The organism is Haloimpatiens massiliensis (genome assembly GCF_900184255.1).
Taxonomy (GTDB): Bacteria; Bacillota; Clostridia; order Clostridiales; family Clostridiaceae; genus Haloimpatiens; species Haloimpatiens massiliensis.
On the sequence record NZ_LT854637.1, the window covers coordinates 69148 to 91630 of the forward strand.

At 30.2% G+C, this 22483-nt stretch carries 18 protein-coding genes, 8 tRNA genes and 1 pseudogene; 19 read left to right on the plus strand and 8 right to left on the minus strand.

Going from position 1 to position 22483, the window contains the following annotated elements:
• Positions 1-412: 412 nt before the first annotated feature.
• Both C1715_RS03510 and C1715_RS03515 read right to left on the minus strand, forming a co-directional pair.
• Positions 413-1603, minus strand: a complete 1191-nt coding sequence (locus C1715_RS03510) for an MFS transporter (protein WP_180963978.1) — start codon at positions 1601-1603, stop codon at positions 413-415.
• 447 nt (positions 1604-2050) lie between these two features.
• Positions 2051-2419, minus strand: coding sequence for an HsmA family protein (locus tag C1715_RS03515; protein WP_102399282.1), 369 nt, complete (start codon positions 2417-2419; stop codon positions 2051-2053).
• Positions 2420-2682: 263 nt separating this feature from the next.
• On the opposite strand from C1715_RS03515, the gene C1715_RS03520 reads away from it, so the two are divergent.
• Both C1715_RS03520 and C1715_RS03525 read left to right on the plus strand, forming a co-directional pair.
• Positions 2683-3492, plus strand: a complete 810-nt coding sequence (locus C1715_RS03520) for a M48 family metallopeptidase (protein ID WP_102399283.1) — start codon at positions 2683-2685, stop codon at positions 3490-3492.
• 215 nt (positions 3493-3707) lie between these two features.
• Positions 3708-3920, plus strand: coding sequence for a DUF3006 domain-containing protein (locus C1715_RS03525; protein ID WP_102399284.1), 213 nt, complete (start codon positions 3708-3710; stop codon positions 3918-3920).
• A 69-nt stretch (positions 3921-3989) separates the two neighbouring features.
• On the opposite strand, the gene pgsA is transcribed toward C1715_RS03525, so the two are convergent.
• Positions 3990-4511 (minus strand): CDP-diacylglycerol--glycerol-3-phosphate 3-phosphatidyltransferase, encoded by a 522-nt coding sequence (gene pgsA / locus C1715_RS03530; protein ID WP_102399285.1) that lies wholly within the window; start codon positions 4509-4511, stop codon positions 3990-3992.
• Positions 4512-4788: 277 nt separating this feature from the next.
• Here pgsA and C1715_RS03535 point away from each other — a divergent pair, with 277 nt between their 5' ends.
• The 3 genes from C1715_RS03535 (at position 4789) to C1715_RS03545 (ending at position 8110) form a co-directional block, all read left to right on the plus strand.
• Positions 4789-6198 (plus strand): NAD(P)/FAD-dependent oxidoreductase, encoded by a 1410-nt coding sequence (locus C1715_RS03535; protein ID WP_102399286.1) that lies wholly within the window; start codon positions 4789-4791, stop codon positions 6196-6198.
• A 155-nt stretch (positions 6199-6353) separates the two neighbouring features.
• A complete protein-coding gene (locus C1715_RS03540; protein ID WP_102399287.1) occupies positions 6354-7640 on the plus strand; it encodes an adenylosuccinate synthase in 1287 nt (428 codons plus the stop codon).
• Between the two features lie 287 nt (positions 7641-7927).
• The gene (locus tag C1715_RS03545) at positions 7928-8110 is read left to right on the plus strand and encodes a DUF1858 domain-containing protein (RefSeq protein ID WP_035293045.1); all 183 of its coding nucleotides are present in this window, start codon (positions 7928-7930) and stop codon (positions 8108-8110) included.
• A gap of 202 nt (positions 8111-8312) precedes the next feature.
• Here the strand turns inward: C1715_RS03545 and C1715_RS03550 are convergent, their stop codons facing one another.
• The gene (locus C1715_RS03550; protein ID WP_035293043.1) at positions 8313-8927 is read right to left on the minus strand and encodes an ECF transporter S component; all 615 of its coding nucleotides are present in this window, start codon (positions 8925-8927) and stop codon (positions 8313-8315) included.
• Between the two features lie 293 nt (positions 8928-9220).
• Here C1715_RS03550 and C1715_RS03555 point away from each other — a divergent pair, with 293 nt between their 5' ends.
• On the plus strand, positions 9221-9964 hold the full coding sequence (locus tag C1715_RS03555) for an acyl-[acyl-carrier-protein] thioesterase (RefSeq protein WP_102399288.1): 744 nt from the start codon (positions 9221-9223) through the stop codon (positions 9962-9964).
• Positions 9965-10988: 1024 nt separating this feature from the next.
• Here C1715_RS03555 and C1715_RS03560 read toward each other — a convergent pair.
• Together C1715_RS03560 and C1715_RS03565 are read right to left on the minus strand one after the other, a co-directional pair.
• Positions 10989-12218, minus strand: coding sequence for a BaiN/RdsA family NAD(P)/FAD-dependent oxidoreductase (locus C1715_RS03560; protein WP_102399289.1), 1230 nt, complete (start codon positions 12216-12218; stop codon positions 10989-10991).
• Between the two features lie 160 nt (positions 12219-12378).
• Positions 12379-13236: pseudogene (locus C1715_RS03565) on the minus strand (RNA-guided endonuclease InsQ/TnpB family protein); the annotation flags it as partial.
• Positions 13237-13783: 547 nt separating this feature from the next.
• Here C1715_RS03565 and C1715_RS03570 point away from each other — a divergent pair.
• The 11 genes from C1715_RS03570 (at position 13784) to C1715_RS03620 (ending at position 17757) form a co-directional block, all read left to right on the plus strand.
• Positions 13784-14155, plus strand: coding sequence for a CoA-binding protein (locus C1715_RS03570; protein WP_102399290.1), 372 nt, complete (start codon positions 13784-13786; stop codon positions 14153-14155).
• A 131-nt stretch (positions 14156-14286) separates the two neighbouring features.
• Complete coding sequence (locus tag C1715_RS03575) at positions 14287-15099, plus strand: pyruvate, water dikinase regulatory protein (RefSeq protein ID WP_102399291.1); 813 nt, start codon at positions 14287-14289, stop codon at positions 15097-15099.
• Positions 15100-15254: 155 nt separating this feature from the next.
• Positions 15255-15329, plus strand: a tRNA-Glu gene (locus C1715_RS03580).
• 6 nt (positions 15330-15335) lie between these two features.
• Positions 15336-15411: transfer RNA gene (locus C1715_RS03585), tRNA-Val, on the plus strand.
• A gap of 8 nt (positions 15412-15419) precedes the next feature.
• Positions 15420-15496: transfer RNA gene (locus C1715_RS03590), tRNA-Asp, on the plus strand.
• A 6-nt stretch (positions 15497-15502) separates the two neighbouring features.
• Positions 15503-15578 (plus strand) — tRNA-Thr (locus tag C1715_RS03595).
• A gap of 13 nt (positions 15579-15591) precedes the next feature.
• Positions 15592-15666 (plus strand) — tRNA-Glu (locus C1715_RS03600).
• A gap of 5 nt (positions 15667-15671) precedes the next feature.
• Positions 15672-15747 (plus strand) — tRNA-Val (locus C1715_RS03605).
• Positions 15748-15768: 21 nt separating this feature from the next.
• Positions 15769-15845, plus strand: a tRNA-Asp gene (locus tag C1715_RS03610).
• Between the two features lie 5 nt (positions 15846-15850).
• Positions 15851-15926 (plus strand) — tRNA-Thr (locus tag C1715_RS03615).
• Positions 15927-16146: 220 nt separating this feature from the next.
• Entirely contained in the window at positions 16147-17757 is a 1611-nt protein-coding gene (locus C1715_RS03620) for a hypothetical protein (protein ID WP_102399292.1), read from the plus strand.
• An 80-nt stretch (positions 17758-17837) separates the two neighbouring features.
• Here C1715_RS03620 and C1715_RS03625 read toward each other — a convergent pair whose 3' ends face one another.
• Complete coding sequence (locus C1715_RS03625) at positions 17838-18818, minus strand: ATP-binding protein (protein ID WP_102399293.1); 981 nt, start codon at positions 18816-18818, stop codon at positions 17838-17840.
• A complete protein-coding gene (locus tag C1715_RS03630; RefSeq protein WP_102399294.1) occupies positions 18815-19807 on the minus strand; it encodes a DnaD domain protein in 993 nt (330 codons plus the stop codon). Before C1715_RS03630 ends, C1715_RS03625 begins: the two co-directional genes overlap by 4 nt.
• A gap of 280 nt (positions 19808-20087) precedes the next feature.
• On the opposite strand from C1715_RS03630, the gene C1715_RS03635 reads away from it, so the two are divergent.
• Together C1715_RS03635 and C1715_RS03640 are read left to right on the plus strand one after the other, a co-directional pair.
• A complete protein-coding gene (locus C1715_RS03635; RefSeq protein ID WP_102399295.1) occupies positions 20088-21266 on the plus strand; it encodes a peptidoglycan DD-metalloendopeptidase family protein in 1179 nt (392 codons plus the stop codon).
• A gap of 293 nt (positions 21267-21559) precedes the next feature.
• The gene (locus C1715_RS03640; RefSeq protein WP_102399296.1) at positions 21560-22432 is read left to right on the plus strand and encodes a DegV family protein; all 873 of its coding nucleotides are present in this window, start codon (positions 21560-21562) and stop codon (positions 22430-22432) included.
• Positions 22433-22483 lie beyond the last annotated feature (51 nt).

Sequence of the window (22483 nt, forward strand, 5' to 3'; positions counted from 1 at the left end):
TTATTAATAACTAGGATTGTAGATTAAACGAAAGGCTACGCCTAAAAAATATTATGAGCGTTCTCTTTTTTATAAATAAAAGATTTTCCATAGCGAAGCGGAGGAAAATTATCCTTTAGTAGGCTTCTCCTCCCAAAACACATACATATTAAACTAAAAATCTGATTTTAATGTAGTAATAAATGTGGAATTTGGGACTATTGAACTAGCCTTAGAACTTCTTATGTCTCACAGTTAAAGACACGTTAAGAAGCTTTCATGTTTGAACGAGGAACGAGTGAGTTTGAAAGCTTTAGGGGCTTTAACTGTGAGACATTTAGAAGTTCTTGGCGTATTGTGAACAGTCCCAAATTACACATTTATTACGGAATTAAAATCAGATTTTTCTTCAATGTATTACTTCATAATATTCTTAATTATTGTCACAACAGATTATGAAAACATTGAGTACAGCAAAAATTCCAGAAATAATTCCTAGAAACTTAAAAGCGGCATTTAGAGAGAATAGATCTCCTATTTTTCCTATGAGGGGGAATAGAAATATCATAAAAAAGCTAAACACCATGCTTTGAAAAGATAGAATAGTTGCTCTGTTTTCGCTGGGAATAAGTTTGTTTAAATAATCACTGGTTACAATATACATTATAGTTTGCAGTATTTCTATAGCTATGAAAAATGCATAGGAATAGTTTGTGAAAGCTATGCACCATATGAAAATACATGTAACTATAGGTAAAAAAATTAATAAAAGACGTTCTTTAAAAAGCTGTTCTATTTTATGAACATGAGGAGCTATAAATGCATTTATTAATGAGGAAATGGCAAATATAATTCCTATTTTAAATTCATTTAAGCCATTACTTTTCCAGTAATTTTGTAAATAGTAAAAGAGGCTTGTTCCAAACACTGACATAACTTCTGCAAATACAATAAGTAAGGATATTTTCTTAGTATCTTTTACTATTTTAAAGCTATTTAAAGTTTGGTTTTTAAAAATTTTAAAGGGATGTATATTATCTAAATCTTTGTTTCTACCCACATTAGGTTCTTGAAATAACGTGGACTCTAAAAGAGCTATGCCTGCAAAAACAGCACTTAAGGCAAAGGGCCATAGATAGTTTTTGTGAGCTAAATATCCTCCTAGCATAAGAGCAAATATACAACTTATCTCTAATATCATTTCATTAAATCCATTTATTTTCATATAGCTTTTTTCTTCGCCCAACTCTTTAAGAGAATCATAAATCAGAGCTTCTCCAGCGCCAGATTCTAAGTTATAAGATATGGCTAGTATTGCGAAAGAAAGAGCAAATAGATAAAAGTTGGTGGAGAAAATCAATACAATATTACTTATAATACAGAATACTCGTCCTAAGGTTCTGCTGACATTTCTTCCGTAAATATCTGCAACAGCACCTGTAGGTACTTCCATAAGAAAAGAAGTTGTATGAAATATACCTTCTAGTAGACCAAGTTTAGCAAGGGACAAACCTTTACTAGCTAGATATATCATCCATACTCCTTGAGTTAAGTCTAATCTGTTTAGAAAAATAAACAGATAATTTAAATTTATATTTCTTCGTAAATTTTTTTTATAATCCATTTTAAAACCTCCATAATAACGCATTTAAAGTTTACTGAAAGTGTTACATTAGCCCACCCATCCCTAGTGCGTATAAAAAAACCTAAGTAGAGTCTTTCTACTTAGGTTTAATGAGGTTATAATAATATATTTCAACCGAAAAAAGTATAAAGATGCTACTTCAAGTTAGTTTACATAATATTTAATTTTGGACGCACTTTCCCTAAAGTACCCAAAATTAAATGTTACGTTCTGAACTATAGCAAGATAATCTTGCATACAGAAACTAACTTTTAAGTCCATCTTTACACCTCCTCTAATGTTTGCATAAAACAAAGTCTTACTAAATAATAAAATTATATCTACAATATTATAATACTTTAAATATTTACATAGAATAATATTTAAAATTATAACACAAATAAGTTTTTTTGAATATACCTAGATCTATAAAGTGGATAAATTAAATCATCTTGTCATTCCGAATATTGCTCCAGATAAAAAAGGAACTAACCAAATAATCCAGACTATTATACTAAATTTATGGAATTTTAATTTCATTTCTTTATTATTTTTGAACAATACTATTGATGCCCATAATGCATGGAAAAGCATTAATAGTATTGCTAGTAATCCTGTTATGCCATGAAAATTAAATTTAAAATTAGTACTAGCTATTTTACCCATGGCAGTAGTGCCTAAAGTGTCACAAATCAAACCTACCCAAAATATAATAACATGCCATTTTTTTAATGTGCCTTGTTTTTTTTCACTCCAAACTCCTATAGTGTAAAATATAAGAGCTAAATTAATAAAAAGTATTGCATAAATTAGCACTTGTATACCCTCCTTTTTGAATGAACTACGTTCATTAAATTTTAACAAAAAACATATCTTATATGATATGTTATGGAGTATTTTAATCTTTGAATGAACTATGTTCATTATAAAAGTTTAATTTATAATTGTCAATAAATAAATAAAGGTATATTTAAAAAAACTTGAATATTAATGAGGGAAAGTCTAGTATATAACCATGTTCAGTTAACAAAATTGTATAGAAATAAGTTATATTTATATATAAACTAGGAGAGGATTTCATGAATAGTTTTATTTACAATGGAAAGGAAATAAAATATACATTAAAAAGAAGTAAGCGAAAAACTATAGGTATAACTGTAACTGAGGAAGCGCATGTTATAATATCTACGCCTGCTAATTTAAAAAGTATTTATATAGATGAAATATTAGAAAAAAGAGCTGAATGGATTTTGAAAAAGTTAGAGTTAATGAAAGAAAGACAGCTTGAAAAAATATGTAGAAGATTTGAAAATGGAGAAAAGTTTTATTTACTGGGAAAAGAATATACTTTAAGAATATTAAATTGTTTTAAAAATTGTGATGATGGTAAATGTTTTTTAGATAAAGATATTTTGGTAATTGATTTCTTTGATAAACAATTAAAAGAAAGTAAATATAATAGTGAGAATGTGTATATAGAGGGGGGTAATTTATACGTTATTATTGTCAATAATTTAGATGACAACAAAACTAGAAGAAAGTATATGAAGGAAGTTATAAAAGAATTTTACTTTAAAAAGGCACTGAATTTTTTTAAAGAAAGAATGGAGTTCTTTTCTAAAAATATGGAGATCTACCCGAATAGGATAACGGTGAAAGAAGTAAAGACTTTATGGGGCAGCTGCTCATCTAAGAGAAATATAACTCTAAATTGGAAACTCATAATGGCACCACCATATATAATAGATTACGTTATAGTGCATGAACTTTGCCATATTAGGCATATGGATCACTCTAGAGATTTTTGGATGGAAGTGGCGAAGGTTATTCCAGATTATCAATATAGGAGAAAGTGGCTTAAAGAAAATGGACATTTGTGCCAATTATAATTTGAAGAGATTAACGGTATAATTTAACCTATTATCCTATAATAGAGTACTTAAAATAACTTAATGGTAAGTAAGTTAATTGCGATTAAGTTATTTATTAATTGATATAATTAAAGATACATTTGTAATAATATTTGATTTTATACAATTTACAAAAATGCTAGTATAAACGATATATCATAAGTAATACAATAAAAATTGGAGGGGATGATAAGATGAAAGGAATAATTGACAGGTTTGAAGGAAATTTTGCAGTGGTTGAATTAGATAATGAAAAAATGATAGATATAGAAAGAGCTAAAATACCTAAGGAAGCAAAAGAGGGAGATGTAATTAATATAGGAGAAGAAATAAAAGTGGATGTAGACGAAACCAAAAGAAGAAAAGATGAGATAGAGAAAATGGTAGAGGATATGTGGGAAGAATAGAGCAGCTATATAAAGAATTATCATAAAAAAGTAAAATATTAAAAGTCCTATCTTAAGTAGATAGGACTTTTAATATTTTACTTTATTGACATTTTTATTATAAATAATTAGGTAGTTAAAAAATGCTACTATAGCACTGGCTACTGCCACATATATAAGTATCTTTCCTAAATATTCGCTAAATATTAAAATAAATATAGATAAATAAAATAAAAGAGTGGAAATCTTCCCAAATATATTAGATGGAATCACCATATCTTTATTCAGAAGTAAAGTACCGCCTATTATCATTGAAAGTTCTTTTAATATTATTACCCAAAGTACCCAAGACACTATATAGTTTTTCACAGTAAGACAATATAAAACAGTTACAAGCATAAGTTTATCAGCTAAAGGATCCATAACTATTCCAAATCGAGTAACTAAATTGTGCTTTCTAGCAATATAGCCATCCAGTACGTCTGTGGCTCCAGCTATTAAAAATATGGCTATGGAAAGAAAAAGGCTGTTTTTTATAGGTGAAAAGAAAATATATGCAAAAGCTGGGACTAACGCAAGTCTAAAAACTGTTAATATATTTGGAATGTTCACGGAATCACATCCTTTCCAAAAGTATTAATAATATTATTCCCTAATGAAAACAATATATAATGAAAATAATATTTTACGTTTATACATGTAACAATAACTAATTATAGCATATAAACCTTTAATATTTAAAATATTGAATGAAATTATCCATTATTTTTGAAAAATAAAAGTAAAAGCATCAAATACGAACATAACAGTAAAAAAAATAAAAAATATTCGTATTTATTATTGACTCTGTAAATTCTGTTTGCTACTATAAATAAGGAGGTGATAACCTATGAAAAATAATTATGATGTTATTATTATAGGAGCAGGTCCAGCAGGAATATTTACTGCATTAGAAGTTACTAAAAAGAATCCTAATTTGAGTTTATTAATAATTGACAAGGGCAGAAATATAGAAAATAGAAAATGTCCTGCAAGAACTACTGGAAAATGTGTGGGATGTAAGCCTTGTGGCATAACCTATGGATGGTCTGGAGCAGGTGCCTTTTCAGATGGTAAGCTATCTTTAAGTCCAGAAGTGGGCGGAAGGCTTTTAGATTATTATACAGAAAAACAGGCTAAAGAACTTATAGATTACTGCGATGAGATTTACTTGAATTTTGGAGCAAATAAAGAAATTCACGGGATTAATAATGAAAGAGTTGAGGAAATAAAATATGGAGCAAGTAAGCACAATATAAGGCTTGTAGAATGCCCTGTAAGACATTTGGGTACAGAAAAGGCCTATGAAGTTTTAAAAGGAATGTATCATTATCTAGTAGAGAAAACAAATACAGAATTTAGTGAGCTAACAGAAGCTTTAGATATAATAGTTGAGGATAATAAGGCAGCAGGAGTCAAGGTATTAAATAAGGGTGAGGAAAAGCAAATAAATGGAAAGTTCGTTGTAGTAGCGCCAGGAAGAGGTGGAGCAGAGTGGCTTTCTAATCAAGCTAAAAAATTGGACTTAAAGGTCACAAACAATGCAGTAGATATAGGAGTCAGAGTGGAGGTACCTAATTCTGTTATGGACCACTTAACAAAAGACCTATATGAAGCTAAACTAGTTTACTATTCAGATACCTTTGATAATAAAGTTAGAACTTTCTGCATGAATCCGGGTGGAGTGGTTTCAGAGGAACACTATGATGATGGCAAAATAGCTGTAGTTAATGGTCATAGTTATTCTCAAAAGGAACTTAGAACAGAAAACACGAACTTTGCAGTGCTTGTTTCTACATCCTTTACAGAGCCTTTTAATCAGCCTATAGAGTATGGCAAATACATTGCAAAACTTGGTAATATGCTTGCGGATGATAGAATAATGGTGCAAAGATTAGGGGATTTATTAAAGGGAAGGAGAACTAATGCATCAAGAATTAAAAAATCAACTACAATACCTACTCTTAAATCAGCAGTACCAGGAGACTTAAGCTTTGTGCTTCCTCAAAGGCATTTAGTTTCCATAGTTGAAGCTCTTAAAGCTTTTGACAATATTGCGCCAGGCTTATACAGTAAAAACACACTACTTTATGGTGTGGAGGTTAAATTTTATTCAAGCAAGTTTGCTACAGATGATAATTTCAAAACATCTATAGAAAATCTATATACAATAGGAGATGGAGCTGGAATAACAAGAGGTTTGATGCAGGCATCTACTACAGGAGTAGTAGTGGCTAGGGACATTACGTCTAGAGCATAAAAATCATGAAGGATTTTTAAAAAAAGTATGCAAATGTTCGTAAAAAGTGTATAATATAATTTGTTAAAAATTTAAATCATATATTAATTAAGATTACTTTAAATTATGGTTAGAAATACTCTTATATTAAAGAGGTAAGAAAGCGAGGAATTTATATGTCTTCATTTGTAATTTTAGGTGCCCAATGGGGAGACGAAGGAAAAGGAAAGATGACTGATTACTTAGCAGAAGAGGCTCAGGTAGTTGTTAGATTCCAAGGAGGAAATAACGCAGGACATACTGTAGAGGTAGGCGATAAACAATATAAGCTTCACTTAATACCATCAGGTATATTGTATGATAATAAATTAAATGTGATAGGTAATGGTGTAGTAGTGGACCCAGAAGCTTTATTTAGCGAAATAGATTATTTAGAGGGATTAGGAGTAAGAGTTACTCCAGAAAAGCTTTTAATAAGCGATAGAGCACAACTAATAATGCCATACCACAAGATATTGGATAAGTTAAAGGAAAGCAAAAGAGGGAAAAATGACATAGGAACTACGGGAAAGGGAATAGGACCTTGTTATACAGATAAAATGGAAAGAAGCGGCATAAGAGTATGTGATATTTTAGAAGAAGATACATTTAAAGAAAAATTACAAGCTGCTTTAGATATAAAAAATCCATTTATAACTAAAGTTTTAGGCGGAGAAGCTTTAGATTTTAATGAAATATACGAAAGATATTTAGATTTTGCAGAGAGAATGAGACCATTTGTAAAAGATATATCTGTAACTGTACACGATGCTATAAAATCTGGTAAGAATGTTTTATTTGAGGGTGCTCAAGGAACACTGCTTGACATAGACTACGGAACATATCCATTTGTAACATCTTCAAACACTATAGCTGGCGGTGTTTGTACTGGAGGCGGTGTTGGACCTACTATGCTAAATAGTGCTGTAGGCATTGCTAAAGCTTACACTACAAGAGTAGGAAAGGGACCTTTCCCAACAGAGCTAGAAGATGAAATGGGTGATTGGTTAAGAGAAAAAGGTCATGAATTTGGAGTTACTACAGGAAGAGCTAGAAGATGTGGGTGGCTTGACCTTGTAATTCTAAAAAGTTCTGCAAGAATATCAGGACTTACAAGCTTTGCAGTAACTAAAATAGATACTTTAGCAGGTCTTGAAAAAATAAAGGTTTGTGTAGGCTACAAGTGCAATGGAGAAGTTATAGACTACTTCCCAGCAAGTCTAAAAAAACTAGCTCAATGTGAGCCTGTTTATGAAGAGTTTGATGGTTGGGATGAAAGTATTAAGGATGCTAGAAAATACGAAGAGCTTCCGGAAAATGCTAAGATTTATTTGAAGAAAATAGAAGAAGTTACAGGAGTTAAGGTGTCTATAGTTTCTGTAGGACCAAGAAGAGATCAAACTATAAAAGTAAGTGAAATTTAATTAAGCAAATTAACTAAAGAGATTAAATAAAGGTATGTAGCCTGTGATGTGCAGGTTATATGCCTTTTTTAGGTATATGAAAAGAGATAATAAGTCAAAGATGTAATAAGCTTATAACACAAATTAAATTCAAATAAACATAGAATTTTTTTCTTCCATTAAGTTCTTAGTAACAAAATAGGTTTTTGTGTAAACACTAATATTGAAAACTATAATATGATAAATTTATGGTGTTTTTACCTAGTTTTTGTGATAAAATAAAAATTGCAAAGAAGGGAGTGATATAAATGATAACTAAAGACATGACAATAGGTGAAATATTAAGCAAAAAACCAGAGGCAGCTCCAATTTTAATGAACTTTGGTATGGGTTGTGTTGGATGTCCATCAGCTCAAGCTGAAACTTTAGAAGAAGCGGCTATGGTTCACGGAATGGATATAGAAAAATTATTAGAAGCTTTAAATAAATAATGTTAGTTGAGTTTTTAGAAAATTAGTAGCTAGTCATAGACTTAAGCAAATCTTTGACTAGCTATTATTTTTTTATCCGATGACTACCTGCCGTAACACTCCCACTTCTAACAAAGTGGGAGATAACGGCAGCTACGTCCCTGGATAACGATCTCTAACCTTCAGATGGAGTAAAAACTCCATCTGAAGCTAAGAGTTCTGTTTATTTATGTTTTACAATTTTTCTAACTGCAAGTACTATAGGAATTGTTATGGCTACAGCTACTATAGCCTCAGGAATTCCGTTAGCAACTCCAATACCAAATATGGCCTTGCCTGCTAAAGAAGCATCAATACTTCTAGCTTTTGCAAACTCTGCAGCATATAATAAGTACATCATTCCCAAGACACCAACGGTGTTAGTTAAAGAACCCAATGCTGCTCCTATGCCAATTTTTATAGGATTATTTTTATTTTTAATAGGGATTGCCTTGTAAGTATAGTAGGCAACTATTGGTATTATAACCCTAGGGAGCACTGATACTAATGGATTCATAAATGCAAAAGATAAAAGTGATGGCACCATCATGTTTTGAAACACACTAAAGATTCCAAATATAAGTCCTATACATATACCTACCACAGGGCCTTCGATTAAAGCTCCTATGATAACAGGAACATGCATAATGGTTGCTTTGACCCCAGGAAGAGGTATAAAACCATAACCTGTTATGCCCAAAATGATGGATATAGCAGATAGCATACCTACAACTGTCAATTGTCTAGTTTTTGCCTTTCTGTTAGAAAGATTTGCATTATTACGTGATTCTAAATTCATAATACTACCTCCGTTCTTATTCCTTTAAGGATACAAGACGAATTTGCTGTGATCCTTATTAAATTTTATTCAGTTAAGTTTCAAAAGAATACCTGCTGAACATATTGTATTTTACCACTTTTCTATGATAAATGGAATATAGTTTTAACTGTAAATAAAATGTTTAATTAAAAAAAAGTATTTTATAATACTTTTTTTTAATTTTTAGTAAAAACTTTCATTAAACGTATTAAAATCCCCATAAATTTGGTATCATATTAAATATATAAAATTTTACTACTGGGGGTGTTAAAATGTCTGGAATAGTAACAGAAAAGGAGTATAATGTTCATTATTATGAAGTAGATTATAAAGGAAGAGCACTCATATCATCTCTTATGAATTATTTTGGTGATATAGCTATGGTACAAACTGAAGATCTAAAAATAGGCATGGAGTTTTTAAATCAGCATCATATAGCTTGGGTACTTTATAAGTGGGATATAGATATAAATAGATATCCAACATATAATGAGAGAGTAAAGGTAAAAACTTGGGCCTATGGTATAAAAAAATTCTACGCCTACAGAAAATTTACTATAACAGATAGCAGCGGAGAAGTGATAGTGGAAGCAAATTCTATATGGTTCTTAATAGATACAGAGAAGAGAAAAGCTATAAGTGTACCAGATTATATGTATGATATATTTAAAACCAACAAAGAAGAAAAAAGGACTCTTAAAATAGATAAAATAAAGAAAATGAATAAAATTGATGTAGAAAATAAATTTAGTGTGAGATATGGTGATATAGATACTAATAGGCATGTTAATAACGTAAAATATGTAGCTTGGGCTATAGAAACAGTTCCTAGAGATGTAGTTACAAAATATGAGCTTAAAAATGTAAAAGTAACTTACCAAAAGGAAACTTCCTATGGAAATATTGTAAAAGCTCGTACGCAAATTCTAGAAGAGGAAGATGGAATAGTATGTTTACATAAGATACAAGATAAAAGTGACAATGAGCTGGCAATTCTTCAAACTATGTGGAAATAGAAAGCATAAATTGCGACATAATACATTGAAGAAAAATCTGATTTTAATTCCGTAATAAATGTGTAATTTGGGACCGTTCACAATACGCCAAGAACTTCTAAATGTCTCACAGTTAAAGCCCCTAAAGCTTTCAAACTCACTCGTTCCTCGTTCAAACATGAAAGCTTCTTAACGGTTCTTTAACTGTGAGACATAAGAAGTTCTAAGGCTAGTTCAATAGTCTCCAATTCCACATTTATTACTACATTAAAATCAGATTTTTAGTTTAATATGTTTATGGCTGGAGAGGAGAAGCCTACTAAAGGATGATTTTCCTCCACTACGTTACGGAAAATCTTTAATTTATAAAACAAATAAAAAGGCTCCCATAATCTTTTTAGGCGTAGCCTTTCGTTTAGAACTTAAATCCCGGTTATTAATAATATTTTCACTAATTGGGAGATACAATTAATCACTTTAATTAGGTACTAGTAAATACATAATTATTAAAATAAAATATTGGATAAAATTTAATATATTTTGCCATAATGCATTGGCTTGTATAAATCTTAGCTTTAATATTTAGACTGGCTAACGCCAATAAAAGATTGTAAAGGCTTAAAAGAAAAAGCTATAATTATTCGATTAATAGTGTAATTATAGTTTTTATTATCAAATTATTGTATTTATACATTTTTTATTCAATTAAAGATTTTCTGTAGCATAGCGGAGGAAAATCATCCTTTAGTTAGCTGTCTTCCTCATTTGATAGCTTATGCATGAACCGAAAAATCTGTCTTTAAGGTAACAATAAATATATTTTTTTAGACTATTGAGCTAGCCTTAGAAATTCTTTGTTTTCAAATTTCAATACCCGTTAAGAAGCTTTCATGTTTGAGCGCCGTTAGAAGCGAGTTTGAAAGCTTTAGGATATTGAAATTTGAAAACATTAGAATTTCTTAGCGTATTGCGAACAGTCTAATAAAATATATTTATTGTGGACTTAAAGACAGATTTTTCTTATGGCACTTACATCATAATTTTCTCATTTTGCGGCGCTTTTAGCGGCTACAACTCCAGAACTCCATGCCCATTGCAGATTAAATCCCCCACAGTCACCATCCACATCTAAAACCTCTCCACAGAAATAAAGATTAGGTACAATTTTAGACTCTAAAGTGATATGGTTAACCTCAGTAGTGTCAACTCCTCCGGCGGTTACCTGAGCATTCTTGAAGCCATTTGTACCTGATACGGTGAAGGTCCATTCCTTAAGTAGAGAAAATATATTACTTTTTTCTTTCCAATCTAAATCCCAGCAAGGTTTATGTATATTTATAACTCCAGCTTCTTTTAAAAGTATAGGTATTATCTTTTTGTTTATTATTCCTATAAAAGATTCCTGTACAGCTCTATAGCTGAAGGTGCCCCAATGATTTTCCAAGAACTCTATTAATGATTCTTTGGAGAATTTGGGCATAAGATCTATTTTTAATGTAACTTCATTTTTTTCACTTAAATTATAAGAAGCAACCCTGCTTAGTTGTAAAATAGGAGGGCCTGATATACCATAGTCTGTAAAAAGTATTTCTCCAAAGTCTTTTCTCATAGACTTGCTATTTACAAAAATTTCTGCAAAACCATCAAATTTCACTCCAGAGAGAGCCTTTAAATGATTATATTGAAGCTTAAGTTGTACTAAAGCTGGTACAGGATTTATTATATGGTGGCCTAGTGATTTGGTTATGTTAAATCCAGAGCCATCTGAACCAGTGGTAGCAGCAGACTTCCCTCCAGTAGCTATTACTAATTTTTTGCATTGAAATATTTCGGCATTATTTGAGTATATTTTAAAGCCATTTGTAGTACACCTTACCTCCTTAACTTTTGTATTTAAATACAAGGGTATACCTTTTTCACTTATGGAAAGTCTAAGCACATCTAAAACTGAAGAAGCCTGTAGGCTCATAGGGTACATTTTGCCATCATCAAGGGTTACTAAAGGAAGTCCTAGAGAGGAAAAAAAGTTAACAGTATCCTCATAGGTAAACTTATTTAAAGTATCCATAAAGAATTTAGGGTTATTACTATGATATCTTAAAGAAATTATATTCTCATTAGTTATATTGCATCTGCCGTTTCCTGTGGTGAGTATTTTTTTACCTATTCTATCACTGCCTTCTAAAAGTGCCACATTACAGCCCATATCTTTAGCTGTGATGGTAGCAGTGATACCAGAGGCACCAGCACCTATGATTATAATATCGTATTTCAAAGTCAATCGCTGCTACTCAAAACATGGTCAAATGTATCCATATTGAGATTGTTACTGCTTCAACGTACTCTGCCTTGCCTAAGCTACTACAGTTTGTATAGCACTCCACAGTCGTTAATTCCCCAAATAGCCTTGGGTACACATATAAGTGCTTGTTTAATTAAGCTATCTTATATTCTTTAGCATTGGCTAAATTTATTGAAGCATTTAAATCTCTATCAATAGAAAGCCCACAACTGCATTTATAAACTCTATCAGATAGTTTTAAATCTTTCTTATATGCTCCACAACAGCTACACATTTTACTACTTGGATAAAATCTATCAACTATTCTTATCTCAATGCCATTTTGTTTAGCTTTTGAAATAAGTTTAATTCTAAATTCATAAAATTTTTGCCCAGCAATTGCCTTTGCTAAATGCCTATTCTTCATCATTCCACTTACATTTAAATCTTCAATAGTTATAAAACTTGGTTTTTGTTTTATTAACTCATTTACTGTTTTATTTATGTAATCAGTTCTTATATTTGTAAGTCTTTGATGAAGTTTTTGTACCTTTACTATTTGTTTTTGGATATTTTGACGAGTAGCTTCTCCTTTCTCTTTTTTATTTCTTAATTTTAAACTTTCATATTTCCTTGAAAGTTTTCTTTGCTCACGTTTTAGTTTCTTTTCTTCTTTTTTAACTGTTTCAGTTTTGTTAATATTCTTTTTAGTTAAGCCATTATTACAAATTGCAAAATTCTTTAGTCCAAGGTCTACGCCTATTCCTTCTGAGTAAGGTTTATTATTTACTTTAATAGCTTCTTTAACTAAAATTGAAACAAAATATCTATCTGCTTTTTGACTTACTGTACCACTTTTAACTATAGAGTTAACTGGAATGTATCCAAATTCTTTTAATCTAATCCAACCTAAAGTTGGTACTTTAACCCTATGTCTTTCAATAGTCCAATCTGTTTTATTGTTCTTTGGAAAGTAAGCTTTAACATCTTGATTTTTCTTTTTCTTATATTTTCTTTATATTGTTCGTAAGTATACTATCTTCTATTTGTTGGTGTTCTAAATGCTTTTAATATTCCTTCGTTATCCTATCTTTGTAATGTTCTAACTGATACATTAATTAACTCTACAACTTCATTTGGTTTATAATTATTATTTTTCAAATGTACTCACTTCCTTTTCATAAGTACATTTTACTATAGTTAATTACTTTTATTTATATTTTAAACAACTAAAGATATCTCCTTTTGGCTATTTATAGAAAAAAGCTTGAAGGGTACCAACAAGCATTAGAGTATACAAATAATATTTTATCCTATTTAGTTTAATTATAATTATTTTATAATATTTTTTCAATGAAAGGAATAGTTAAGCATTGAGTATTGATCATTTTAATTCATTGGTTGATTTTGTATGGATGAATTAGTAAATGAGAAGTGCATCATTGATACAATTATAAAAATTAGGATATAATAAACGTAAATATAATAAAAAAGGAAGGTGAAAAACTTGATTTTTGATAAATATTTGGACTATAAAATATCAATAATCAAGTGAGTTTATGGTAGCTAGTGAATTATTAAATTATAAAAATTGGGTAGTAGTAGGAGACGTTATAAACCAGAGTAAATATGCATATAAAATTTTAGACAAGTTAAGGAATAAAGGTTTTAATGCAGTGGGAATTCATCCTAAGAAGGAGGGGGAAGGCGTTTATAAAAGTTTAAAGGATGTGCCTTTTCAAATAGAAGTTATAGATTTATGTATAAATCCTGCTTTAGGTATAGAAATACTTAAGGAAGCAAAGACTTTAATTATTAATAAGGTACTAATTCAGCCTGGGGCAGAAAGTGAAGAAATTATTAATTATTGCAAAGAAAACAATATAATTGCTATAGAGGATTGTGCGCTAGTACAGTTATCTAATATGTAAGTATTTAGATTTACGTATTTAAAAAAATACATAGCTGCAAAGTCTTTTTAGGTTAAGCGCTGGTGATTACTGGTGTTTAATTTGTATGAATTATTGACAGTGTAAATTATTAAAAAACAGGGGGTGCTATTATGTTTAAAATATATGCCGTCTCTGACTCTATAGGGGAAACAGCAGAACTTGTAGCTAAGGGTACAGCAAGTCAATTTAAAGTAAAAATGCATGTAAAAAGAGTTCCATACATAAAGACATTAGAAGATGTTTATGAATTTATGAATACTATAGATGTGCCAGATAAATGTATGGTAATTTCAAATATAATTTTGCCGGAGATAAGAGATTTTTTAGTACAAAGATGTATGGAAAAGGGTATATTTGTATATAACGTGTTAAGTCCCTGTATGAATATAGCAGCTAAAATTACAGGAGAGCAACCTATATATGAGCCAGGTGCTGTGTGGAATATAGATAATGAATATTATGAAAAAATTGAAGCTATGCAATTTGCCGTGCAGTATGATGATAGTAAGGATGTAAGTGGAATAAAGAATGCAGATGTAGTTATAGTAGGTCTTTCTAGGAGTTCGAAAACAGCTTTATGTATGTACTTGGCCAATAAAGGTATAAAAGCTCTCAATGTACCGTTAATGCCAGAAGTTCCAGTACCAGATGAATTATTACAAGTAGATAGAAAAAAAATAATAGGTCTTACAATAAATCCTTTACATCTTATTGAAATTCGCAAGCATAGACTTTTAAAATTTGGAGGAGATCATTTTAACATAAATTATGCCAATGAAGAAAGGATATTAGAAGAATTTGATTTTTTAGATAAAGTATTTAAGAGACTTGGATGTAGGGTTATAGATGTAACTCAAAGAGCTATAGAGGATACTGCTCTTATTATAATGGAGAGTATAGGATGGGTAGAAAAGAGTATCTAACATGGCTATCCTATTAATTAGAGAAGAAATTAAAAGGAATTTTAAAAAAAGCTAAAAAGTTTTAAAAAAATATGTTGACATATGGAGAATAATCTTGTATTATATTATTTGTCAGCGCGGCAGACTAGAATGAAAAAAGCGTTGATAAATAATTTGGCTCCTTGGTCAAGCGGTTAAGACACCACCCTTTCACGGTGGTAACAGGGGTTCGATTCCCCTAGGAGTCACCATTATGTGGGCGCATAGCTCAGCTGGGAGAGCATCTGCCTTACAAGCAGAGGGTCACAGGTTCGAGCCCTGTTGTGCCCACCACATAATATGGCCCAGTGGCTCAGTTGGTTAGAGTGCCGGCCTGTCACGCCGGAGGTCGAGGGTTCGAGTCCCTTCTGGGTCGCCATTATAAGCTGGCATGGCTCAATTGGCAGAGCAGCTGACTTGTAATCAGCAGGTTGTAGGTTCAATTCCTATTGCCAGCTCCAATAAAAATAATTTGGCTCCTTGGTCAAGCGGTTAAGACACCACCCTTTCACGGTGGTAACAGGGGTTCGATTCCCCTAGGAGTCACCATATGTGGGCGCATAGCTCAGCTGGGAGAGCATCTGCCTTACAAGCAGAGGGTCACAGGTTCGAGCCCTGTTGTGCCCACCACTTATTTATAAAAATATATATGGCCCAGTGGCTCAGTTGGTTAGAGTGCCGGCCTGTCACGCCGGAGGTCGAGGGTTCGAGTCCCTTCTGGGTCGCCATATAAGCTGGCATGGCTCAATTGGCAGAGCAGCTGACTTGTAATCAGCAGGTTGTAGGTTCGATTCCTATTGCCAGCTCCAAAGTCTTAAGTAATTTTTACTTAAGACTTTTTATTTTTTTGTAATATTAAATATTTAATGTTATAGATAATATTAAGTATTTAATAGTATTATTATGTATAAGATGGGAGTTTGCATATAAAGATTTATACTATCTTTTAAAGGATAAATTAGTATAAATATAGAATCTTGTAAGTAATACATAATATTTTACAATAATATATTACTTGGGGGTATGAGTATGGAAAAAAATAGAGTCAAAACGAAGAGCTTTATAATAATAAGTATAATATTAATAATCGGTATAATAGCATATCAATACAGTGTTAATTTGAACATTAATAATCAGCCTCCTTCTAATAAGTGGGGGAAGGGGAAGTTTCTAGATCAAGCTTACATAAGTGCTACTCCTGCAATTATCAAAGAAGACAAAAATTATATTATTGCCTATAATGACAAAAATAAATTAAAAATCTTAGTAATAGATTATTTAGGACATAAAAAAAAGGAAAAAAGTTTAGGTATAAAAGCAAATAGTATAAACGGAATAATACTAGTAAAAGATAAAGAGAATAATTTTTACATTGAGTACGTAGGAAAGCATTCAAATAGTAATTCCTCAGAGCGGATTAAGTTAGACAAAAAGTTTAATATAATAAAAAGAGAAAATATAGGAGAGTTAAGAGAATTAAAACAAATAAATGATAATATGATTTTAAGAACTTATGAGGATTCAGTGGAATTTATAGATATAAAAACCGGAAATAAGAAATCTATAAAAGTTCCAAGTGCAGGAGGAATAAGTGGAATAGATTATAATGGTAAATATGTAATATGTTATACAGGGCAGGAGGTACAGGAAGTTACTCAAATGTGTACATTTTATGAGAATGGGGAATTTTCTCATTCAAGAGATTTATTCAATATGATAGTTAGATTTGGTCAAGTTACACCTGAAACTAAATTTGCTGTAGAGGGTGGAATTATGTATTTCTTTGTACCTAAAACCGGAGGCGATATAGTATATCAGATTCCTATTGATAATATTCCAAAGAACAAAGATGAATTTAAGTATAAATTTAAAGAGCTTAAATTTCCTGGAATCGGCTTAAAAAAAATAAACAGTGCAAATTGTATAAATGGCAAGGCGAAAATTCTAGTAGAGGGGAGGAGAATTTTTGGCATAAATAAAGAGCAAGATGATGTAATGGAATATAGATTAAGTAATGGTAAGTATGAGCAGGAAGGAATTCTTTCAAAATCAAAACAATTGTCCACTTTTGCAAACATTTGTGGAGAAATAGGAATATACTGTGATTTCCAAGCTAAATCAGATGAGGGTTTTGAGTGTCCATACAACTTATATATGACTTCAACAAATGAACAATATAAAAAGGAAAATAATAAACTTAAAAAATTTGAAAAAAGTATGTCATTACAAGAAACGGTTACTGGAGTTACATATAGTATAATATCTATACTGTTAATAGGAGCTGCATGGATTTTTCCAGGGCTAACCTTAATGGGTATATTCACATTATTATTAAGTAGATTTTCAGATAAGCAAAGAAAAGGCATATATATTGGAGTTCTTGTAGTTACAACATTTATAAAAGTTCTATCTATGTATGTTTCTGTATATAAAAATAGCTTTATGTTCTTGCCTAAAGAATTAGTTTCTCCTATGGTAGGAGTGTTTATCCTAGTATGTATAAGTTTATTTTGTTATGTATACTCATACTTATTTTATAGGGAATTTACAGAGGATCTTCCGGTGGCGAAGTATCTTCCATTTCTAGTAATGGATACATTTATTTCTGTATTAATTTTTTCTCCTTATATAATAAATTAAATATATTTTATAAAAAGTAAATTGAGAACAATATTAATACAAAAATCCCAGTTTGTTATAAGCTGGGATTTTACATTTCATTAACGTATTTTATTTAAATTCTTTTTTACTCTAATATCGTCACCATAAAATTTATATAGTTCAAAGTTACCAAATAGTCTTGAAGTAATTCTTTCTGAATAGTGTTTGGAGAGTTCTTCAAGAGATAAGTTTGTGGAAATAAGCATCCTTTTGTCCTTTAGGAGTTTCCAATTTATTAAATTAAATAATTCAGATTTAGAAAAGTCTGTTATTTGTTCTGTACCTAAATCATCTATTATAAGTACGTCACAGTTTAATATTAAATCCTCCAGTGTTTTATTTTCATTAAAGCGGGCATCACGCAAATTCTCTATTAATTCTTTTGCAGTTCTATATACTACAAAGTAGCCTCTGTCTATAAGCCATTTGGCTATACAGTGAGATAAAAAGGTTTTACCTGTACCAGAGCTACCGTAAAATAATAAATTTGTATCTTCCTTAGAAAAATTTTTCAAATAAGACTTTACTCTATATAATATCTCTTCCATATTTTTTCTAGGACTTTTTATTTCTGAGTCAGTTCTTCTAGTACCATATAGGTTTATGTTAAAATTATCAAAATTATTTTCTTTAAAGGAGGTCTCTAGATCAGAATTTTTATAATGGAGTTTAATTAGATATCTCTTATAACAAGAACATTTCATATTTCCTATAAAACCAGTATCGCTACATTTATTACATCTATAATGCATATCTAAGTAGTCTAGTGGATATCCTGATGAAACTAGAAGTTCTGTTTTCTGAACTCTTAAATCTGTTATCTTTTCTTTTAAATTCTTTAAGTATTCATCCCTATTTTCAATATTATTTAATATATTTATGGATAAATGTATAGAAAGTTTAGCTATTTCTTTTTCTATAGCATTTATTCCAGGTATTTTATTATATACTTCTTCCTTTCTATCTTTTAAGGCTTTCTCTTCCTTTTCTCTTATGTTTTCATACATTTTTAGTATTTGAGATTGGTATGTGTTAATCATTCATTATCCCATCCTAATAATTTTTTTTCTAGATCATCGTAATCGTACTTACGTTGAGAGTAGTCATTAAAGGTACTATTTTTACCATTGTTATATGATACTTTTTTTGCGGGTGAATAGGAGCTAGTTTTTTTCTTATCTTTTTTTTCTATATCCTCTAAAGTCTTTAAGTTTTCCTTAAACCAGCTGTTTAGTATTCCGTCAATATATTTAAAGTCAGCTTTGTTTATTCTTTCAAAACAAATGTCACAAGCTTTATATATAATTTCTACAGGAAATTTATAAATATTTATCCACTTATCCATCATTTGTTCTTGAGGTTTCATTATATCAGTAGATTTTATTCCTAAATAATTTAATATTTTTCTTATTCTAATCCATTTATCTTCATGTTTCTTTATGTAGCTTTGAGCATCTTCTACATTTTTTATATTTTCATCATTCCAAGCTAAAGCTATTTTTTCTATATATCTATAGTCGGTTTTACCTTTAGAAATGCAATACTGAATTAAAAGAAGTATTATTTCAGGAGTAAAGCTAAAGTCTTTTTGCCAGCTTAAATACATAGTCATTTCCTTAGGGGATAGAGGTCTTCCTACAAGCTTTTCTATATCTTGAAGCATATCTTTTATAGAGTTTTTATTTAGTTCCTCTAATAAGTTAATTTTCTCTATATCTTCTTCATCACCACTATCCTTTAAATCTAAAAAGTCTATATTAAAGTTACCCATATTATCTATAGGAATTAGTTTTATTACGCCTTCTTCATTCCAATAATTTAGTGCATTCATTACATCACTTTCTAAAAGATTCAGAGTAGAGGCCATCATGGAAGAATTTACTCCTAATTCACCAGAAATGCAGTATTTTAATCCTAAAAGGTAAACTTTAACAAATTCACCTCTAGCTTTAGGCATATATTTTTCTATAAAAATGTTACTTACAGGCGTATATTCATGTATTTTATTTTTAAATACGAAAGTACCCATGGAAAATCAACCCTTCCTAAATTATATAACATAGTGTGCATTAATTTTATTAGATAAAATATTATAATCTTTGCTAATGAATTTTAACTCAAAATCTTTAAAATATCAAATAATAAATTTGTATTATTAAATAAAAATTTCATTTTTAGGGTATATTAAGAAAGTTACTAAATAAATTATTAGACCTATGAGGTCAAAATTATTGTGAAAGGAGCTGAAGACCGTTAAGTCTGTATAATATCACCTAAAAGATATTGTACCGGAAAAGACGGTAAAAGTTTTGAGTAAAAAAAGCAAAAACTATTTTATCATATGCTTGGTCACTGTTTCTTTATGTTTATTATATTATAACATATTTAGTGACAAGTCTTATGACGTATTATTAAATGGTAATAGCATAGGTACAGTTCAAGATAAAGAAGCCTATGCTAAAGTAGAAAAGGAGATAAATGAATGTATAAATAGAAGATTTGCAAATATTGAAGGAAAGGATCAAGTGATTTTTAAAAGTAATAAGAAAAGAAAGAGGTTATCTTCTGAGGAAAGTATAATAAAGAATTACTTTAAATACAGTAATATTACTGTAGAAACTTATGGTGTATTTTGTAAAGAAAATTATTTAGGGGCATTAGATAATTCTACGGAATATAATATAGCCATAGATAAGGTTAAAAATAAATACAAGGAAATATTGAAATTAAAGGATATAAATGATTTTAAAATAGATAATTTGCAACTGAAAAAATGTAGAGTGCCTTTAAGGAGAGTTTGTATTGATGGAAAATCTTCCAGAGAAAAAATTGCTGGAGAGATTTTAAATAATCATAAGACTATAAATGTTCAGTTTACATCAGTAATAGAAGATAAAAAGGATATTGAGCCCAGTACTGTAATGAAATCCTCTAGTGAAATGCTGAAAGGGGAAAGAAAAATTCAACAACAAGGTGAAAAAGGATTAAAAAATGTATTCTCTAAAATAACTGTAAAAAATGAAAAAATAGTTAGTAAGAAAACAGTAGAGGAAAAAATTTTAAAAAGTAGTAAGGATAAAGTAATATTGATAGGTAGTAAAAATCCTGCAGTATTAGGTATAGCTTGTTTTTCAAAACCCTCTAGAGGAAGTGTAAGTTCTGGCTTTGGTAGAAGATGGGGAAGAATGCACAATGGAATAGATATTGCTTCAAGTTCAGGAAGTCCTATATATGCTGCATATGAAGGCAATATTACTTTTGCAGGATGGCAGGATGGATACGGTAAGATTGTTATAATCGAGCACGGGGAGGGGCTAGAAACGAGATACGCCCATTGTAGTGAATTGTTAGTTAAAAAAGGCGATATAGTAAAAGAAAATAATTTAATTGCACGAGTAGGGAGTACGGGAAGAAGTACTGGACCTCATTTACATTTTGAGGTTAGAAAAAATGGCACTCCTGTAAATCCAATAGAGTATTTGAAATAGCTTAAATAAAACCACTATCTATGTTTAGATAGTGGTTTTATTTAAATTTAAGTAAGGCACATTCAAATAAATAACAAGTCAGTATGCTAGTCTATTTTGCGTCATACTGCGTCAGCAGAACCCACCGATAGTTCTACTAGCGACGGAACCTGCTTCCTTGTCTGGCACAAAATATACCAGCATCTTTGACTTGTTATTTATTTTCATGTACCTAAAGGATATTTTGAAATTATATAGAATTCCTATATAATGTAATTATATAATAATAAATCTACATAAAAGGAGAAGGTCGTATGAGCGTTATAATAATGACTGATTCAAGTTGTGATTTACCTTTATCATATATTGAAGAAAATAAAGTTCCCTTTGTAAGTCTAACTTGTCATTTCAATAAATGTGACTATAAAGATGATTTTGGAAAAACCTTTACTTATAGACAATTTTATGATGGATTAAGAAATGGAGAAATGCCAACTACTTCTCAAGTGAATATATACCAGTTTACTGAAGTTTTTACTAAGCTTGTTAAGGGAAATAAGTCCATTATATATATAGGCATGTCTTCTGGTATAAGTGGTACTGTAAACAGTGCTAGTATGGCTAGAGAAAGTGTACTGGAAGAATACAAGGATGCAGATATTACTATAATAGATAGTAAAAGTGCGTGTATAGGCCAAGGCATATTGGTATATAATGCAGTAGAAATGATGAAAAAAGGGTGCTCAAAGGAAGAAATAATAAAGTGGATTGAAGGTAATAAATTAAATATAAATCATTGGTTTATGGTAGGAACTTTGAAGCATTTAAGGTATGGGGGAAGGATATCTGCTACTGCTGCTACCATAGGTACATTAATGAAAATAAATCCAATTATATTTATAAACAATGAAGGAAAGCTTGTAAATGTTACAAATGTACGGGGAAGAAAGAAGGCTATAAAGTACCTTTTAGAGAAGTTTAAAGAAAGGATTGTAGAATCTGGAGATCAGCGAATTATGATAAGTCATGGAGATTGCTTAGAGGATGCACTATATTTAGAGAAGTCAGTTAAAGAAGAGTTTGGTGTTAAAGAAACTATGATAAATTTTGTAGGTCCAGTTATAGCCTCTCATACAGGGCCGGACATGCTATCTTTATGTTTTATAGGAAAAGGTAGAGAAATTTAGAAAATTATATATAATTTAAAATGTTGATAGTAGTTGCCTAAAGCATATGTA

Coding starts and splice junctions, on each gene's coding strand:
- C1715_RS03540 (WP_102399287.1), top strand. CDS start 6,354: ATGTCTTCATTTGTAATTTTAGGTGCCCAATGGGGAGACGAAGGAAAA.
- C1715_RS03630 (WP_102399294.1), bottom strand. CDS start 19,807: ATGGGTACTTTCGTATTTAAAAATAAAATACATGAATATACGCCTGTA.
- C1715_RS03570 (WP_102399290.1), top strand. CDS start 13,784: ATGGTAGCTAGTGAATTATTAAATTATAAAAATTGGGTAGTAGTAGGA.
- C1715_RS03625 (WP_102399293.1), bottom strand. CDS start 18,818: ATGATTAACACATACCAATCTCAAATACTAAAAATGTATGAAAACATA.
- C1715_RS03535 (WP_102399286.1), top strand. CDS start 4,789: ATGAAAAATAATTATGATGTTATTATTATAGGAGCAGGTCCAGCAGGA.
- C1715_RS03525 (WP_102399284.1), top strand. CDS start 3,708: ATGAAAGGAATAATTGACAGGTTTGAAGGAAATTTTGCAGTGGTTGAA.
- C1715_RS03545 (WP_035293045.1), top strand. CDS start 7,928: ATGATAACTAAAGACATGACAATAGGTGAAATATTAAGCAAAAAACCA.
- C1715_RS03550 (WP_035293043.1), bottom strand. CDS start 8,927: ATGAATTTAGAATCACGTAATAATGCAAATCTTTCTAACAGAAAGGCA.
- C1715_RS03640 (WP_102399296.1), top strand. CDS start 21,560: ATGAGCGTTATAATAATGACTGATTCAAGTTGTGATTTACCTTTATCA.
- C1715_RS03620 (WP_102399292.1), top strand. CDS start 16,147: ATGGAAAAAAATAGAGTCAAAACGAAGAGCTTTATAATAATAAGTATA.
- C1715_RS03575 (WP_102399291.1), top strand. CDS start 14,287: ATGTTTAAAATATATGCCGTCTCTGACTCTATAGGGGAAACAGCAGAA.
- C1715_RS03510 (WP_180963978.1), bottom strand. CDS start 1,603: ATGGATTATAAAAAAAATTTACGAAGAAATATAAATTTAAATTATCTG.
- C1715_RS03555 (WP_102399288.1), top strand. CDS start 9,221: ATGTCTGGAATAGTAACAGAAAAGGAGTATAATGTTCATTATTATGAA.
- C1715_RS03520 (WP_102399283.1), top strand. CDS start 2,683: ATGAATAGTTTTATTTACAATGGAAAGGAAATAAAATATACATTAAAA.